The 16186-nt window shown below is 68.7% G+C and carries 16 protein-coding genes; 10 read left to right on the top strand and 6 right to left on the bottom strand.

The features are described from left to right. Positions 1–296 precede the first annotated feature (296 nt). The 6 genes from EUA94_RS00075 to EUA94_RS00055 all read left to right on the top strand — a co-directional run bounded on the left by EUA94_RS00075 (position 297) and on the right by EUA94_RS00055 (position 4560). Complete coding sequence (locus tag EUA94_RS00075; protein ID WP_129423470.1) at positions 297–842, top strand: hypothetical protein; 546 nt, start codon at positions 297–299, stop codon at positions 840–842. Further along, complete coding sequence (locus EUA94_RS00070; protein WP_129423468.1) at positions 839–1114, top strand: hypothetical protein; 276 nt, start codon at positions 839–841, stop codon at positions 1112–1114. Before EUA94_RS00075 ends, EUA94_RS00070 begins: the two co-directional genes overlap by 4 nt. 148 nt (positions 1115–1262) lie before the next feature. Continuing rightward, positions 1263–2648, top strand: a complete 1386-nt coding sequence (locus EUA94_RS00065; protein WP_129423467.1) for a phage major capsid protein — start codon at positions 1263–1265, stop codon at positions 2646–2648. 159 nt (positions 2649–2807) lie between these two features. Beyond that, positions 2808–2981: a hypothetical protein gene (locus EUA94_RS21980; RefSeq protein ID WP_165356740.1), complete on the top strand. Its 174-nt coding sequence runs from the start codon at positions 2808–2810 to the stop codon at positions 2979–2981. Positions 2982–3114: 133 nt separating this feature from the next. Then, complete coding sequence (locus EUA94_RS00060) at positions 3115–4299, top strand: hypothetical protein (RefSeq protein WP_129423465.1); 1185 nt, start codon at positions 3115–3117, stop codon at positions 4297–4299. 60 nt (positions 4300–4359) lie between these two features. Then, entirely contained in the window at positions 4360–4560 is a 201-nt protein-coding gene (locus tag EUA94_RS00055) for a DUF4177 domain-containing protein (protein WP_129423463.1), read from the top strand. 56 nt (positions 4561–4616) lie between these two features. On the opposite strand, the gene EUA94_RS00050 is transcribed toward EUA94_RS00055, so the two are convergent. Both EUA94_RS00050 and EUA94_RS00045 read right to left on the bottom strand, forming a co-directional pair. Next, positions 4617–4877 (bottom strand): hypothetical protein, encoded by a 261-nt coding sequence (locus tag EUA94_RS00050; protein WP_129423461.1) that lies wholly within the window; start codon positions 4875–4877, stop codon positions 4617–4619. Continuing rightward, complete coding sequence (locus EUA94_RS00045) at positions 4874–5263, bottom strand: DUF6907 domain-containing protein (RefSeq protein ID WP_129423459.1); 390 nt, start codon at positions 5261–5263, stop codon at positions 4874–4876. The genes EUA94_RS00050 and EUA94_RS00045 overlap by 4 nt, the downstream gene beginning before the upstream one ends. A 437-nt stretch (positions 5264–5700) precedes the next feature. Between EUA94_RS00045 and EUA94_RS00040 the strand changes: the two genes are divergently transcribed. Next, positions 5701–6591, top strand: a complete 891-nt coding sequence (locus EUA94_RS00040; RefSeq protein ID WP_129423457.1) for a hypothetical protein — start codon at positions 5701–5703, stop codon at positions 6589–6591. Beyond that, positions 6588–7409, top strand: coding sequence for a class I SAM-dependent methyltransferase (locus EUA94_RS00035; protein WP_129423455.1), 822 nt, complete (start codon positions 6588–6590; stop codon positions 7407–7409). Before EUA94_RS00040 ends, EUA94_RS00035 begins: the two co-directional genes overlap by 4 nt. Here the strand turns inward: EUA94_RS00035 and EUA94_RS00030 are convergent. Continuing rightward, positions 7395–8843 (bottom strand): lipopolysaccharide biosynthesis protein, encoded by a 1449-nt coding sequence (locus tag EUA94_RS00030; protein ID WP_165356739.1) that lies wholly within the window; start codon positions 8841–8843, stop codon positions 7395–7397. The two genes, EUA94_RS00035 and EUA94_RS00030, sit on opposite strands and share 15 nt — an antisense overlap. Before the next feature lie 113 nt (positions 8844–8956). Between EUA94_RS00030 and EUA94_RS00025 the strand changes: the two genes are divergently transcribed. Further along, complete coding sequence (locus EUA94_RS00025) at positions 8957–9940, top strand: glycosyltransferase family 2 protein (RefSeq protein ID WP_165356738.1); 984 nt, start codon at positions 8957–8959, stop codon at positions 9938–9940. On the opposite strand, the gene EUA94_RS00020 is transcribed toward EUA94_RS00025, so the two are convergent. The 3 genes from EUA94_RS00020 to EUA94_RS00010 form a co-directional block, all read right to left on the bottom strand. Beyond that, positions 9892–11124 (bottom strand): polysaccharide pyruvyl transferase family protein, encoded by a 1233-nt coding sequence (locus tag EUA94_RS00020; RefSeq protein WP_129423449.1) that lies wholly within the window; start codon positions 11122–11124, stop codon positions 9892–9894. The two genes, EUA94_RS00025 and EUA94_RS00020, sit on opposite strands and share 49 nt — an antisense overlap. A 158-nt stretch (positions 11125–11282) precedes the next feature. Next, entirely contained in the window at positions 11283–12764 is a 1482-nt protein-coding gene (locus EUA94_RS00015; protein WP_129423447.1) for a serine/threonine-protein kinase, read from the bottom strand. 78 nt (positions 12765–12842) lie between these two features. Next, positions 12843–14231 (bottom strand): serine/threonine-protein kinase, encoded by a 1389-nt coding sequence (locus EUA94_RS00010; RefSeq protein ID WP_129423445.1) that lies wholly within the window; start codon positions 14229–14231, stop codon positions 12843–12845. A gap of 73 nt (positions 14232–14304) precedes the next feature. Here EUA94_RS00010 and tyrS point away from each other — a divergent pair, with 73 nt between their 5' ends. Further along, positions 14305–15570, top strand: a complete 1266-nt coding sequence (gene tyrS, locus EUA94_RS00005; RefSeq protein WP_129423443.1) for a tyrosine--tRNA ligase — start codon at positions 14305–14307, stop codon at positions 15568–15570. Positions 15571–16186 lie beyond the last annotated feature (616 nt).

Below are 16186 nucleotides of genomic sequence, written 5' to 3'. Positions count from 1 at the left end.
CGGATGCGCACCACGCGTTCGGAATCAAGTCCCAGATCGCCCCGCACCGCGACGAGATTGACTGTTGGGGTCATCTCGGTCGACCACCAAGTCTCGGATGGCCCTGGGGGTATGGCCCTACGAAGTCCCCCGTCTGAGCAGGTGACCCCTTCAGTCAGCCGCCATACATCCACTGACCCTCGACTTCGGTCTACCTCAAGCATGGAGCGCAAATGAGCACGAACACGACCGTCATCTCCACCAAAGTCCCAGTCGTCCTAGCTGGGCGCATAGACGCGGCCGCGAAGGCTCGGAAGGTGACCGCCTCGCAGTACCTCCGCATTGCTTTGGAGAGAGCGCTGGCCGAGGAGAGCGGGGTGATTGTGGGCGCCGTCGAGACGGCGACACGCGATCAGCTCGATCGGCTGTCAGAAGACTTGCAAGGTGACTTGCGGGCGGCGGTTGCCCTCGAGTTGGCTCGACGACTCGACGTGGACCCGAGCAACGGCGCCCAACACGCGCGAGAGCTTGGGCGACTGTTGACCGAGCTCGAGAAGACGTATCTCGGTAGCGCGGTGGACCGCACCCCGGTCGAGGAGATCAGAAGCCGCAGGCTGCTGCGCTTGTTGGGCTACGGGATCACCGCTCCGGATGGTCGCCAGCTGTCGCAGCCGAACCCGAATGCCAACACGGACGTGTCCAGGTTGGTTTCTTTTGAGCCACGGGACTGGCATCCCGTCGACGACCTCGCCGCGGCTGGCGAGTGGTGGTCGCGGCGGGAGGAGTTCGAGGCCGAATTCGGCACGAACCTGCCTATCGAGGGCGTCGGCCCGGACGCACCGTTCGATCCGGACACCTTGTGAACATCACCCAGCACGACGTCGCCCAGGTCGACACCGTGACCCTGAAGCGGCTGGCCGTGATGTATGACGAGGTGGCGCTCGAGGACTCCGAGCTGACCGCGTTCGCCGGCCTGATGTCTCGCGCGCTGGTCGGGGTGATCCGGGAGCGACGCTCTCTCGAGCTGACGGCCGAGGCCGAGCTGATGAACGACGACCGCCCGGGCAAGCTGCTCGGTCCTGGCGATGACCCTGTCGCTGATGCCCTGCGCGAGTTGCGAGGCGAATGTCCGTGATCCCGAGTAGGATTCTCTTCGAGACGTGTTGTAGTTCCGTGCGAGTGCCCCGCACCGCGGATGCGTCGAAGCCCCGTGTGAGTGCCCCGCACCGCGGTGGAGAGAAGCACCATCCCCTCTGCCACTGCGTTGCCTCTAGGAGGCCCACATGAGCACCACACCGAGCAACCCGAACCAGCCGAAGGCCACCACGCCGAAGCTGCCCACCGACGACGAGATGAACGCCCTGCGCAACGGCCAGGGCTGGTCCGGTCTCAACGCCGCCGACTCCGCCACGGCGCTGCGCGCGGACTGCTGGGACGTCATGAACACAATCATGAAGCGGACGCCGGAAGGCGAGAAGATGCGCGCGGCCGACATGCGCGCTTACTCGAAGGCCGAGTCGGTCTACGACGAGCTGACCGACATCATCGCGGCGAACACCGTGAACCGGACTGGCGTCATGGCTCCGACGCACGACCCCGCCTCTGCGAAGTACCGCGAGGGTGCCCCACTGGCGAAGGGCCAGACGTTCGCTGGCTACGCACAGGCCCGCGGGTTTGAGCACCCGCCTGAGGTCCGCAATGCGCTTGAGGATTCGGGGCGTGCCGACCTGAGCCTGACCAAGTACCTGCGAGGCGCCTTCACCGGCGACTGGCGGGATGCGGACGCTGAGCGCATCCAGATGGCTCTGTCCGGTGGCTCCGCCGGTGCCGGCGGCGTCATGCTGCCCACGGTGCTGTCCACGCGCATCATCGACCTGGCCCGCAAGAAGACCCGCGTGATGCAGGCCGGTGCGACCACCGTCCCGATGGAGAGCAGGACGCTCGACGTCGCCCGCTGGCTCACTGACCCGACGCTCGCCTGGCGTGCGGAGAACGCGGCCATCGCTGAGACCGACCCCACGATGGACAAGGTCACGCTGATCGCCAAGAGCCTGGCTGCCTACACGAAGGTCTCGCGCGAGCTCGTCGAGGACACTGACATCGAGGGCCAGCTCGAGGCCGCGTTCGGCTCGGCTCTGGCGCTGAGCGTCGACCTCGCCGCGCTCTACGGCACTGGCGACGGCACCGCCACCGCGGTCCAGCCCCGGGGGATCAAGACCGACCCGAATGTCACCAAGACCCCGCTCGCCACCAACGGCGCGACCCCGACGTGGGCCGCCCTGGTGAACTCGGTCGGACGGATCCGGGACAACAACGAGGAGCCCAACGCGCAGATCCTCGCGGATCGCACGCTGCGCACCCTGTCGCTCATCACGGCGACGGACGGCTCCTACGTCCAGCCGCCGGCCTACCTCGACGACATCGAGCGGTACACCACCAACCAGGTGCCCTCGAACCTGACGGTCGGCACGAGCAGCGACACCTCGGACGTGTTCACGGCTGATTGGAACCAGCTGATGATCGGCGTGCGCACCGAGCTGCAGATCACGCTGCTCACCGAGCGCTTCATGCCCGACAACGGCCAGTACGGCTTCGTCGCATGGTGGCGCGGCGACATGGTCCCGGCCCGCCCGAAGGCTTTCGACGTCGTCACCGGCGTCCGGCCGTGATCTGACCCACTGACCGCTGTGGCAGGCGGCGTGAACCTCACCCGCGCGGACACGCTCCGCGGACGGGATGGATGGGGCCGAGCGCTCTTTGTTCCCTTCTTACGCTGAGACACCCCAGCGCCGCCGCCACAGCACAACCTCCCCAGAAGGGACAGCGCCGTGACCACCAGCACCATCTACACCCCCGAACGCGTGACCGAGGTCCGCGGGCACGTAGCGAGCTTCCGCAAGGCCCTCGACGACCCCGCGACCGAAGACTGGCGCCGGACCCAGCTCGAGGACTCCCTGGCTGACGCTCTGGCCTGGCTCGAGGAGGCTGAGCATGCCGGCTGACTTGATCCGATTCGTGGACTCCATCGTCGCCTCCCCGACCACGCGCCTCGACCTCAACGACGAGACGTCGTTCTGGGTGAAGTCGTTCTCGGCACCTCCGCCGCGGCTGCGTCGGTCGGTGGCGTCCAATGCGATGCGCGACGGGATCCACGTGGGGTCGTCGTCGTATGACTCGCGGACGCTGACGATGGAGATCGAGTGCCGCAAGTCGACGCAGGATCTTGCAGCCGTCGAGATGCAGAAGCTGTGGCGCGAGCTCGACCGGGCGAGCAACTTCCTGATGTATCAGCCGAACGGGCTGACGAAGCCGGTCTTCTTCCGCACCTACCGCTCGGACACCTCTCAGTTGGTGGACGTGATGGCTCAAGCTGCGATGCGGACCTTCACCGTCGAGGTACTGGCCGAGCCGTTCGCGCTGGGGCTGCGGGAGGACATCGCGGCCGCAACGGTCGCGCCCTCCTCCACGGCCTACGGCGTGACCATCTCGACGGTGAAGGGCGACGTGGCAACCCCGCCCGTGCTCTTCACAGGAACAACCGCCATCACGAGCCAACAGTGGCTTCTCGCCACGACCAACCCCGTGCGCTTCTACGAGGCCGAGTTGGCCGTCAACGGCACCGACGCCGCCGACGTGTCCAACGCCGAGTACTCAAGCGGGGCCGGTGTCAGCGTCTCGTTCGCCACCAACGCCGCGATGACGACCCGCCTCTCCGACTTCCTCGGGCAGCAGAACCCCATCACAGCGGGCAGGCACCGCGCCCTGGCCCGGATGAAGCTCTCCACGACAGGCAGCACCGTGCGCGCGCGGCTGCTTGTGAACGGCACGCCCGTACCGACGCCCTCTGGCGCGGCCTATGCGACACTCTCGGACACCTCGACAGCGCAGGTCGTCGACCTCGGATTCGTCCACGTAGCGGGTGGTGGGGTCGGATTCGACACGGCGTTATCGGCAGGTCCCGAGCTAATCATCCAGCTTCAGCGGGTATCCGGGACGGCCACCGTCGTCGTGGACTGGCTGATGACCTGCCTGCCCGACAGCACGGCAGTGATCAATCCGCCCGTTGGCAGCGTCGGCGCGACCCGCGTGATCGACGCAGTCCAAGACTCCGCCTACTACGTCGACAGCTCACCGCCGTTCACCGCGAACGTTGACGGCAAGACCGGGATGCTCGGGCACGTCGGCGGCTTCCCGCTGCTGGTTCCCGGCAAGACCAACGTCTTGATCTGGCTGCTCGCCCAGGGCGCCATGGCGTCGACCACGAGCGTGTCTGTGTCCTACTGGCCGCTCTACGTCCACGCGCGCCCGGTGTCGTCGTAAGAACCAGGTTCGGCCGTCCGATGGGGGTGCGTTCGGTCCGCGCGCGATAGCGTCGCTGTCATGTACGAATACAAGTGTGTGGAGCTTCGATCCAAGATGTTCGGCGGAGCCCTTTCGGGCGACAAGCTGGAGCGCGTGCTGAACGAGTGGGCGGCGAAGGGCTGGCAGCTCAAGTCGACGGCGGCCGTTGACGTGAAGGGCCGCATCGGTCCGGGCGGCACCGATGGGCTTCTCATCACCTTCGAGCGACAGAAGGGCTGACAAGACCATCCCCGGCGATATCCGCGCCGGGGATGGTCTGCTGTTTGCGCTGAGGGTCAGGCCCGCACCGCGTGAAGATGCCTGACGACGGCCACTGGTTCGGCCTGCTGGGACTCACGCTCTGCCAGCGGCGCAATGCGGTCGGCATGGGCAGGATCTTCCCGTTGCATATTCGCGCCGCTCGCGTGGTGCTCCCAGGACCACCGCGACAGCTCCTTGCGGCTCACGATCACGAATTGGCCGATGTCCAGTCGCCCCGAGCGGTAGGACGGCGCCCATTCGGCCCAGGTCGCCGCGATCCACTCTCGGCGCGTCACGCCCCGTCCCGGTCCCGGCCGACGTCGCGACCAATCTCGAAGGCGTTGCGCGCGCCGGCGTCCTGTTCGGCCACCCACGCCATGTGTTCGAGGCATTCCCTCAGCCGCTGCACCTCGTCGACGGTTAAACGCATCTCCCGGTCGTCGGGCGTCCGGACGACTACGTAGGCCGTGTCCTCGCCCGGTTCCTTGCGGGCATAGACGGTCACCGGCTCGGCGTCCTGGGGAACGTGCAGCGAGGCCGCCATGTCGAGCATGATCGAGTGGCAGTACTGATCCTCGACGTGCGTCTGGTGTGCGTGCCCAGATCCGTCTGCGCACCAGGAGGCACACCGGACGGGCGTCAAGGGCTGGCGCTGGGTGATCGGTACTGCGGTGGTGGTCATGGTGGTTCCTCTCGCGGGATGGTTGTCTCTGACGTTGCAACCGGCCAGCGGACCCCGCTAAACAGAGGGGGATTCGACGTGTGAGGGATGGAGCCTCCCACGTGAATTGCCTAGTAGCACAAGGGTTTTGAGGCTCAGTCCTCATAATCCTTGGGTCGTGGGTTCGAGCCCCACCCGCCCCACCACGAAGTCCTTGCGCCAGGTCAGGCCGGCCCCGCGGTGGATAGGGTGCGCGGATGGCGACGGAGAGTCGGGCCGCTGGTCCGTGTGGCGACCGTTGGAGCAGGGTCGAATTCGACGTCCTCGGCGAGGGGCTGTGGTTCACCTCACCGGATCTCACGCTGCGGGCGTCACCCGAGGCGCACGCGGCCGCCGTCGCCTTCGGCGGACGAGCCGCAGGTGCCGGTATACGAGTCGACCCACAGTTTGCGGCGGGCGTGGGTGTCATTGCCGAGACGGTCCGCGACTGGTGGGGGATCGAGCTCTCGCGTCCCGAGGCAGGGGAGGACGCCCCTGGTCCGCAGTCGGGTCGCGCACTCTGCTTCAGCGCTGGGGTCGACTCGTTCTGGTCGCTGCTGCGCAGCGGTCCGTGGGACGACCTGGTATTCGTGCGCGGCTTCGACATTGCCCTCACCGATGTCGAGCGGGGGGACCACGCCGAGGCGTCCGTGCGCGCGATCGCGGCGAAGCTGGAGGCTCGCGCCGTGGTGGTCAGCACGAACCTCCGGGCGCACCCGCTCTGGGCGCCCCTGGACTGGAGGCGCACCCACGGCGCCGCTCTCGCCGCGGTCGGTCACACGCTGATCGATCACGTGGGGAAGTTCGGGATCTCTGCCTCCTACGCCGCCGCGCTGGACGTCCCTTGGGGCACGCACCCGACATTGGATCCCCTGTGGTCCTCGCGTGCTCTCGCTGTCCAGCACATCGGGGCCGAGCTGTGGAAGCGCGAGAAGCTGCGTGTCATCGCGGACGAACCCCTCGTCCAGGAGCACCTCCGGGTGTGCTGGGAACACCGCCGCCCGGGACAAAACTGCTCAGCGTGCGAGAAGTGCCTGCGGACCATGTGCTACCTCGCGCAGGCCGAGAAGCTGGCCCAGTTCAAGACCTTCGATGGACGCGATCTGCCCAGGCGGGTGGACGCTCTGCGTCACCTCCCTGCGGGAGTTGCGGTGGTCTGGGAGGAGATGGCCGCCGACGGGCTGCCCGACGACCTGGGCCCTGCCGTGCAGCGTCTGCTGCGTCGAAGCCGATCTTGGCGCGGTCGCAGTCTCCGCGCCAGCACGTCATGGGGTGGTGCCGTGCGGCGGCGGTTGAGATCCAGCTCGTGAGCTGGGACAAGGAAACCCTGCTCGCGCGCATCGACGACGCCGCACGCCGCATCCGCCACGAGGCGGGTAGCCCGTGCCCGCCCGAGATCGCGGCATATGCGCGCGCTCTCCCGGACGGGCGCCGTGAGTCGGCGGTCGTCCTCGGCATGACCCCCGAGCTGCGGACGCTGGCTCTCTCTCGTTTCGAACGGGTGGTCTCCATCGACATGAGCCCCGAGGCGGTGGCCGCGTTCGGGGAGTGGCCTGAAGGACGTGAGCGTGAAGAGATCGTCCAGGCCGACTGGCGGGATCTCCCGCGATACGCCCGAGGAGTCGACGCCGTGCTCACCGACGGGGGCTTTCCCAACAGCTCCGACGTGGACGGCATGGGTGAGCTGCTCACGTGCGTGCGCGACGTCCTACGGCCCGGCGGACGGTTGGTCACTCGTCACCCGGTGGTCCCCGAAGGCCTCGACCTCGACGCTGAGTCCCATCCTAGGCTCGTGGCACGCTACCGGGAAGGGAGCCTCGACCCGGCGGAGTTCGGTTTCGGCATGCGCCTGCTCGGGCACCTGCGGTGTTGCTGGGACGGGAAGCACCTGGACAATGTGAGGTTGTTCGCAGAGATCGACAGCGACCAGGCGCTGACGGACGCAGAGCGCGTCCTCATCAGCCGCTACGTCTTCAACGGGCGCAATGTCCTTCTCTCGGCCGGCGAATGGGAGCGTCTGCTGGTGGGACGTGGGTATGAGTTCGCGGTCGAGGTGCTGACCGGCCGCGACTGGTACAGGTACTACCCTGTCTATTCAGCCACTCCCGCAGGGTCAGGGACGGGCTGACCAATGGCGGCGGGCGACCCCCGGTGCTCGTCTCGCCAGGACCCTGAAGTCGCGCGAGATCGCAGTCATGGCTGCGACGTAGACAAGGCCCCCCGCAAGCGCTTGCAACGACAGGGCAGCCCAGCCGACGGGCACGGCACGGCCGACGTAGTACATGACCGCGGCCTGGGCGGCGGCCGCCACCACGGGCGGTAGCACGACCGCATAGGCATTGACCGGCACGGCGGCCACCCGGCGCAGCACGACGGCTCGGACCGGCCACAGCAGGGCCGCGCGGATCAGCGTCGCCCAGGCGAGCACCACCAGGCCGGAGTCCACGAACACCGCGATGGTCACGATGTGGAGCGCAACGATCATGGTGACCAGGCCCAGCTCGACGCCCGGACGTCCGATCGCGAGGTAGACGGACCTGTCCAGCGTGCCGAGGACGCTGAATACGCCCGCCAGCATCAGGATTGCCGCCAGGTCTCCACTGCCAGACCACTGACCGCCGAAGAGCAGGGGGACCAGTGCAGAGCTGGTGACGCTGAGGAAGGCGATGGTCGGGAGCATCAGCAGGGCCGAGGAACCAACAGCTGTCGTGTAGGCGCGGACGAGTCGCGGTCGGTCGTGGCGCAGCTGCGCGAAAGCCGGGAGCGCCACGGTCGAGATGACCGTGCCACACAGGTCAACCACTAACAAGAGGAGCCGCTTGGCGATCGTCCACGCGCCGAGGGCGGTCGTACCAGCGAAGCCACCGATCAGGTAGGCCTCGCCCTGATCGCGCAACGCAGTAGCCAGATTGATGGCAACGATCCTGGATCCGTAGCGGGTCGCCTCGTTGGCGGTTCTCCAGTCGAAGACCGGCGAGGGGCGCCACGCAGATCGGATCCAGAGGATGGCGGAACTCGTCGTCGTACCCACGAGCAACTGAGCAACCAGCGCCCAGACGCCCCACCCTGCCAGCGCTGTGGAGACCCCGACCGTGCCGCCCGCAAGCACTCCCGCGACCTGCCGGATCGCCAGGACCTTGAACTGCAGATCGCGCTGGAGCAGCGCCACGGGCACGATCGACGCCGCGTTCAGCACGAGGAGAGGACTCATCGCCATCACGATCAGACTCAGCTGGGGCTTGTTGAACGCCTGGGCGAGGAGAGGCGCTGAAGCCACGAGCATCGCCGCCAGGGCGGCCGCGATGCCGAGCGCCCACCAGTGGACCGAGCTCGTGATCCGTTGATCGGCCCGTCTCGCGTGGATGAGGTAGGCGCCGAAGCCTCCTTCCGCCAGCACCTGGAGAACACCTGTCGAGGCGCTCGCCAGAGCGATCAAGCCGAAGTCAGAGACGTCGAGCAGTCGCGCGAGCACGACAAGGGTCGCCAACCCCGCCAACCGCGTGAGCCAGCGCTCGCAGGCTGTCCACGCCAACCCCGTGGCGACCTGGCCTCTCAGGGTCACGGGTGGGATCCCGGCTCCCCTCATGTGCGCACCCCTGAGGCGCTGGACACGTCACCCACGGCCACAACGTCATCGACCCGGCTGCGCGCGACGGCTGCTGCATAATGCACGTCGTGCCTTCCCCTGCCGTGACGGTGATTCTCCCGGTCCACGACGGCGAGCGCTATCTGCAGGAGGCGATCGACAGCATTATCCACCAGGATCTGCCCGACTGGGAGCTGGTGGTGATCGACAACGGCTCAGTCGACCGCACTGGTGAGATCTGCCGCGCGGCGGCCGAGCATGACTCGCGGGTCACGGTGTTGCGCCTGCCCGCTCCGGACCTGGTGGCAGCCCTCAACGCCGGCCTCGCTGCCGCCCGCGGAGCTTTCGTGGCGCGCATGGACGCTGACGACGTCTCCTTGCCGAGTCGCCTGCGCCTTCAGATGTCCTACCTGGACCGGCACCCGGACGTGGTCGCTGTCGGCGGCGCCGTGGACGTGGTGGACGAGAACGGCGCGCCTGTCGGGCGGGTGCGGATGCCGCAGCAGGACGAAGCCATCCGCCGAGCACTGCTCTCGGGCCGGACTGCCATGTGCCACCCGACGGTGGTCCTGCGTCATGACGCCATCGTCCGTATCGGCGGTTACCGCGTCGGGTCCTACCCGGCGGAGGACCTGGACCTGTGGATGAGGCTGAGCAGGGAGGGCCTGCTCGCCAACCTGCCGATCCCGCTGCTTCGCTATCGCCGACATGGGTCCGCGGTCAGCTTCACCCACGCCGAGGAGCAGGCGCGTCGTACCCACCAGCTGGTGAGCGCCGAGAGGCGGCGTCACGGTCTCCCCCCTGCACCGCTCGCGTCACCGCCCGCGAAGTGGGCCTCGGTGACGCTCTACCACCTCGCCTGCGCCAAGCTTGCCCTGCGATGCGGCAACCGCGCTGCGGCTAGGCGGCATGCGCGTGAAGCCATGCAGGGCGCTCCGGTGGCGGCGCTGCCGTACGCCGTCCTGATTGCCGCCACTCTTCCGCATGCGGCCCTGAAGCTGGGTGGTGTTGCGTGGACGGCTGCTCACCGCGGCCGAACCCGGGCTTCGACGAGCTGGAAGATCTCGGCGTAGGCGGCGTCGCCGGCCACCACCTGGCGCCGGGCGGTGGCGCACAACTCTTCTCGCGCGGGTGGTGCGAGCTCCCACGCCTCCAGCAGGGCTGCGCGAAGGTCCCGTGCCAGGAGCGGTCCGGGGACCACGGTCTGGCAGGCGTCGCCAAATAGGGCTGCCAGACCAGCGAACTTGTGCAGGTAATAGGGACTGCCTGCGAGCGCCACCACCGGCACGCCGGAGCCCAGGGCGAAGACTGCGGCGTGGTAGCTGCCGGTCAGGACGGTGCGGCAGCCGCGGACGCGCTCGATCAACGCGTCTGGCGAACGCGGGCCGTCATCGCGCTGCACCAGTCCGCCCAGTGCATCCGCGTCGTCCTCGAGGAGATGGCGACTGACGGGGAGCCCCGTGACGGGCGCGGCCACCGCGGCGGCGAACGAGCGGACGACTTCTCGCGTCTCGTGCAGTGTCGCGTCATCGATCCGGGCGTAGGGCGCTCGCCGCAGGCACACGCCCAACGCCGGCCCCGCTGCCGGACCGAGTCCCGCGTCCAGGAGCGCCAAGGCGTCGTCCCCGGTGACGGTCCACTGCTGCGGAGCGACCCCCCAGGCGGCCAGGAGCTGGACACCGAGGAGCGGCTCCCGCAATGCCAACAGGTCCGCGCCGCGCACGGCACCTGCGGCCCGCTCGACGAGCAGCGGCTCGTGGAGTGGGCCGAGGCCCTGCCCCGTCGCGGCCGTGACGGCCCCGGCCGCCTGACCGACCTCAAGCGTCTCGAGCAGCTGGACAGCGTGGCGGGCAAACGCGTCCGTCAACGCGCCCGCTCCGGTCAACAGGACGAGGTCGGCACCTTGCACCGTCCGGAGGTAGGCGTCCACCGAGGTGCGGTCAACCATGCGGGCGACGACGCGCCAGTAGCCGGGCCAACGGCGACGCATGGTTCGACCAGCGCGGGCGAGCAGAGCCCGGGCGCGAGCGAGCGGCCGTCCCGGCGCTGCGAGTCCGGCGTCCGGCGCCCACGCGCGCACCCCTTTCGGAGACAGGACATGTGCCTGACCGTCCAATCGCGCCAGTGCTGGTGCGTCCGAGAAGTGAACGGTGACACAGGCGCCGGCCCACTGGGCACGTATGCGCATGAGTGCCACCTGAAGCATGGCGGCGTCCCCGGTGTTGTGCAGGGTGTGCGCACTCGGATCTACGAACACCGACGGTCCTGGGTGCACGGGGCAACGTGCTCGCGCAACTGTGTCTCGCGGGCTTCGCACCCCGGCATTATGCCCGCGACTCCCTCCGTGCTGGACGGAGGTGACTCGGGCCGTGGGTTCGAGCCCCACCCGCCCCACGCAGGCAGTTCCGGCGCTGCTCAGCCCTCGCCGGCGATGAGGTAGTCCTCGCCGTCCTGCACCAGCTGCAGCTGCTTCCGCTCGGTCGAGGTCCGGCCCGACGTGGTGACGTAGTCGATCGTGTACGTCGTGACGAGGGTGTCGGGATCGACCGTGATGTCGTACGGACGCGCCGAGCTGATCGTGCTCCAGAACCCGGAGTAGCGCTCGAAGCCGCCGCTCGCGGCCTGGAACTCCGGCGTGAGCATGACGTACGACGACTCGGGGGCGGACGTCACGAGGGAGAAGTAGTCCTGGACGAAGGTGCGCACCTCCGCCTCCGTCCCGCCTGCCGGCGGGCTCGGCTCGGCGCTGGGCTCCTCGGTCGCGCTCTCGGACGGTTCCTCGGACGGCTCGTCGGACGGCTCGTCGGACGGCTCCTCGGAGGCAGAAGGCTCGTCCGACTGCCCGGTCTGCGCGTCGGTGCCGGCCGGGCGTTGACCGTCCCCCGGCCACAGGAGCCAGGCGCCGAGGCCGGCGAGCAGCACGAGGACGGCGACCGCAGCGATCCAGCCCAAGTACGAGCGTCGCGCCGGGGAGGTCGTCGTAGGAGGTGCGGGAGGTCGCTCGGTTGCGTCGGGCGAGACCTCGGGCATCGTCGAGGTGCTGGCCGGTGCGGGCGGGGCAGGCGGCGGGTGCGGAGCCGTGGTCGTGTCCACCCCGGACAGGGCACCTCCCGTGGCGACGCGGCGGAGCTCGTCGCGTACGCGCTCGGCGGACCACCGCCGTTCGGGGTCCTTCACCATCGTCCGGGCGAGCATCCCGGCCAGGGGATGGTCGCCGGGCAGCCGCGGGGCTTCGTCGTGGACGATCCGGTACATCCCGCCCATGACGTTGCCGCCCACGTCGTAGGGAGCGCGTCCGACGACTGCGTGGTAGAGGCTCGCACCGAGTGACCACACGTCGCTGGCGGCCTCCGCGGGCGAGCCCGACGCGACCTCGGGCGCGAGGTAGGCGGGTGAGCCGGTGACCTGACCGGTCACGGTGAGCGCGGAGTCGCCGGACCCGCGGGCGATGCCGAAGTCGCCGAGCTTCGCGTGGTCGTCGTCGCCGACCATGATGTTGCTGGGCTTCACGTCGCGGTGGACGATGCCGGCCCGGGCGGCCTGGACCAGGCCGTCCGCGACCTGGGCGAGGATGCCTGCCGCGCGGGCGGGGCTCAGCGGCCCGTCCGCGGCGACGACCTCGGAGAGCGTGCGGCCCTGGACGTGCTCCATCACGAGCCAGTAGCAGTCGACGTCCTTGACGAGGTCGAGGATCGACACGACGTGGGGGTGGTTGATGCCCGCGGCGATCCGGGCCTCCCGCTCGGCGCGGGCGATGTCCTGCCCCGTCGTGCCAGGCACGAGCCCGATGCGCTTGATGGCGACGGACCGTCCGAGCACCTCGTCGTGTGCGAGGTGGACGATGCCGGCGCCCCCACGGCCGATCTCCCGGCCGAGGGTGTACCTGCCTGCGATCACGTGTTCGGACCCTTCCCGTGGCTCCGCTCCACAGTAATGAGGACAGGTCGAAGCGCCCTCACCCGTTGGGACCTGTGCTCAGCCCTCGCCCGCGATGAGGAAGCCGTCGCCGTCGGCCTGGAGCTGGAGCCGTACGCGCGACGTGGTGGTGCGGCCCGTCTTCATCAGGTAGTTGACGGTGTAGGCGACCGTGCTGTCCGACGGGTTGCTGTCGATGCTCGTCAGCTCTGCCGACTGCACCTTGCTCCACCAGGCGATGTAGCCGTCGTAGCCGTCACTGGCCTCCTGGAAACCCGGCGTCAACTGGTCGAAGGCGGCGCGCGGGTCGCTGGTCACGGTCGAGAGGTAGGAGGTGATGAAGGCGTCCATCTGCTGGCGGACCTCCTCGGGGGACGGCTCCGCCGGGGTGGCGTCGGTCGGCTCGTCGGTGCTGCTCGTCTGCGACGACTCCGACGGATCCTCGCCGCTCGCCTCCGGTGCACCGCGCCCGGCCAGGACGTACGCCGCCACAATCGCAGCCACAGCCGCCACGGCCGCGACCGCGATCCAGCCCCAGTGCCGACGCGGCGGCCGCGCTGCCTTCGGGAGGGGCGAGGGTCGCACGGCGGGCAGCACCCCGGTCGGCTCCTGCTCCACCGCGCGTACGGACGGCGAGGCGCCGGCTGCCACGGTGGAGCGCCCGCCGCGGGAGATCCTGCCGAGCTCGTCGCGTACCTGCCGCATCGACCACCGCTGCTCGGGGTCGTGCGTCATCATCACCGTCAGCAGTCCGGCCATCGGGTGGTCGTCGGGTAGCCGCGGCGGGTCCTCGTGGACGATCTTGTAGAGCGCACCGAGCAGGTTGTCGCCGACGTCGTACGGCGGCGCGCCGGTGACGGCGTGGTAGAGCGTCGCGCCGAGGGACCACACGTCGCTCGCCGGCGTCGCCGAGGAACCGGAGGCGACCTCGGGCGCGAGGTAGGCCGGCGATCCCGTCACGAGGCCGGTCTGGGTGAGCGAGGCGTCGTCCGCCGAGCGGGCGATGCCGAAGTCGTTGAGCTTGGCGTTGGCACCGGCGATCAGGATGTTGCTGGGCTTGACGTCGCGGTGCACGATCCCGTGGGCGTGGGCCTCGACCAGCGCGTCGGCGGTCTGACCGAGGAGTGCCGCCGCCTCGGCGGCGTCGAGGGGCCCGGTCGAGCGCACGCGTTCGCCGAGCGTCTGGCCGTCGACGTACTCCATCACCAACCAGCGGACGTCGGCCTCGTCGACGAGGTCGAAGACCGAGACGACGTGCGGGTGGTTGAGCGCCGCGGCCAACCGGGCCTCGCGCTCGGCCCGCTCCCGCTCGACGTCGTCGGAGCCGGCGATCATGCCGATGCGCTTGATCGCCACCTGCCGGCCGAGCACCTCGTCCACCGCGAGGTGGACCGTGCCGGACCCTCCGCGGCCGATCTCCCGCCCGAGCCTGTACCTGCCTGCGATCACGTGCCGTCCTTCCTCCGTGCTCGCCCTAGGCTAGTAGCCGACCACCAGCCCGACCCCACCCGAAGGAATCCCCGTGACGAGCCCGAATGTCCTCGACGAGCTGGAGTGGCGCGGCCTCGTCGCACATTCCACCGACCGCGACGCGCTCCGTGCGGCGCTGGGCGAGGGGAGCGTCAGGTTCTACGTGGGCTTCGACCCGACGGCACCGAGCCTCCACATGGGCCACCTGGTGCAGGTACTCACCGCGAAGCGGCTCCAGGACGCGGGCCACACGCCGTACGCCCTGGTCGGCGGCGCCACCGGGATGATCGGCGACCCGCGGGACTCGGGGGAGCGCACGCTCAACAGCCTCGACACGGTCAAGGACTGGGTCGACCGCGTCCGCGGCCAGATCGAGCCCTTCCTCTCCTTCGAGGGCGACAACGCCGCGACGATGGTGAACAACTACGACTGGACCGCGTCGATGTCGGTGATCGACTTCCTGCGCGACATCGGCAAGCACTTCCCGGTCAACCGGATGCTCGCCCGCGACGTCGTCAAGAGCCGGCTCGAGGCGGGGATCAGCTACACCGAGTTCTCCTACGTCCTCATGCAGTCGATGGACTACCTCAATCTCCACCGCGACCACGGCGTCACCCTGCAGTTCGGCGGCTCCGACCAGTGGGGCAACCTGACGGCGGGGGTCGAGCTCATCCGGCGCGCGGACGGCGCCCATGCGCACGCCATCGCCACGCCGCTGATGACGAAGGCCGACGGCACCAAGTACGGCAAGACCGAGGGCGGGGCCCTGTGGCTCGACCCGGAGATGCTCTCGCCGTACGCCTTCCACCAGTTCTGGCTCAACGCCGAGGACGCCAAGGTCGGCGAGCTGCTCAGGGTCTTCACGTTCCTCACGCGCGAGGAGATCGAGGACCTCGAGCAACAGACCGCCGAGAAGCCGTTCCTCCGCGCCGCCCAGAAGCGCCTGGCCGACGAGGTGACCGCGCTCGTCCACGGTCACGACGAGGTCGAGCAGGCGAAGGCGGCCGCGGCAGCGCTGTTCGGTGGGGGAGACCTCGCCACCATCGCGCCCGCGACGCTGGCCTCTGCTCTGCGCGAGGCAGGAGGTACGTCGGTCCCGGCCGGCGAGCTCCCCGGCATCCTCGACCTGCTCGTGGCCGCGGGCCTGGTGAAGAGCAAGGGTGATGCCCGCCGTACGGTCGCCGAGGGCGGCGCGTACCTCAACAACGTGCGCGTCGAGGATCCCGACCTGCGCCCGACCGAGGCCGATCTGGTGGCCGGCTCGTGGCTCGTGCTGCGCCGCGGGAAGAAGAACTTCGCCGGCGTCGAGGTGGCCTGACCGGGCACCCGACACGCACCCCGGATCGCCCCACGCGTCACAACAGGCCTCTGACCTGCGAAAACGTCGATGTGCTCGCGGTCACACCATCTCGATTTGCGCGGTGTCGAGAGTACGCATACTGTTCTCTTTGTCGCCAGGGAGCGGCGGGGAGCAAGACCGGTCAGGTCGGGCTCTCGGCCCCAGGCGGACAGCCCGAAGCGGTCACCGGTCACGGTGACACCACCGGGCAGAGCGAAACAGTCGGGGATTTGCCACGACAGAAAGTCGCTCGCTAGGTTTCACCAGTTGCCTCACGCAACCGAGATCCTCACCGGATCGCGATGTGGGTGCGTCTGATTTTTGAGAACTCAACAGTGTGTTTGATTAGTCGACGAATTAGTTTGTTTTGCCCCGTTGACGGTCATGGTGGCTTCTGCTTTTGGGTGGGGGTTGTTGTGGTTGTCGCGGTTTCTTTGACAATGATTCTGTATAACAGCCACCTTTTGGGGTGGTTGGTGTCAGTTTTGTTTTTTGTCAGGGGATGTGGCTCTTATTGGTATTCCTTGGCTCACTTTGGTGGGTTGGGGTTTGTTTTCGATGGAGAGTTTGATCCTGGCTCAGGACGAACGCTGGC

Source organism: Nocardioides zhouii, assembly GCF_004137345.1.
GTDB lineage: Bacteria > Actinomycetota > Actinomycetes > Propionibacteriales > Nocardioidaceae > Nocardioides > Nocardioides zhouii.
This window is presented reverse-complemented; position numbering and strand designations above follow the sequence as displayed.

Excerpts from the sequence above, each read along its gene's own strand:
- EUA94_RS00065 (WP_129423467.1), top strand. The coding sequence starts at position 1,263 with ATGAGCACCACACCGAGCAACCCGAACCAGCCGAAGGCCACCACGCCG.
- EUA94_RS00060 (WP_129423465.1), top strand. The coding sequence starts at position 3,115 with ATGCGCGACGGGATCCACGTGGGGTCGTCGTCGTATGACTCGCGGACG.
- EUA94_RS00055 (WP_129423463.1), top strand. The coding sequence starts at position 4,360 with ATGTACGAATACAAGTGTGTGGAGCTTCGATCCAAGATGTTCGGCGGA.
- EUA94_RS00045 (WP_129423459.1), bottom strand. The coding sequence starts at position 5,263 with ATGACCACCACCGCAGTACCGATCACCCAGCGCCAGCCCTTGACGCCC.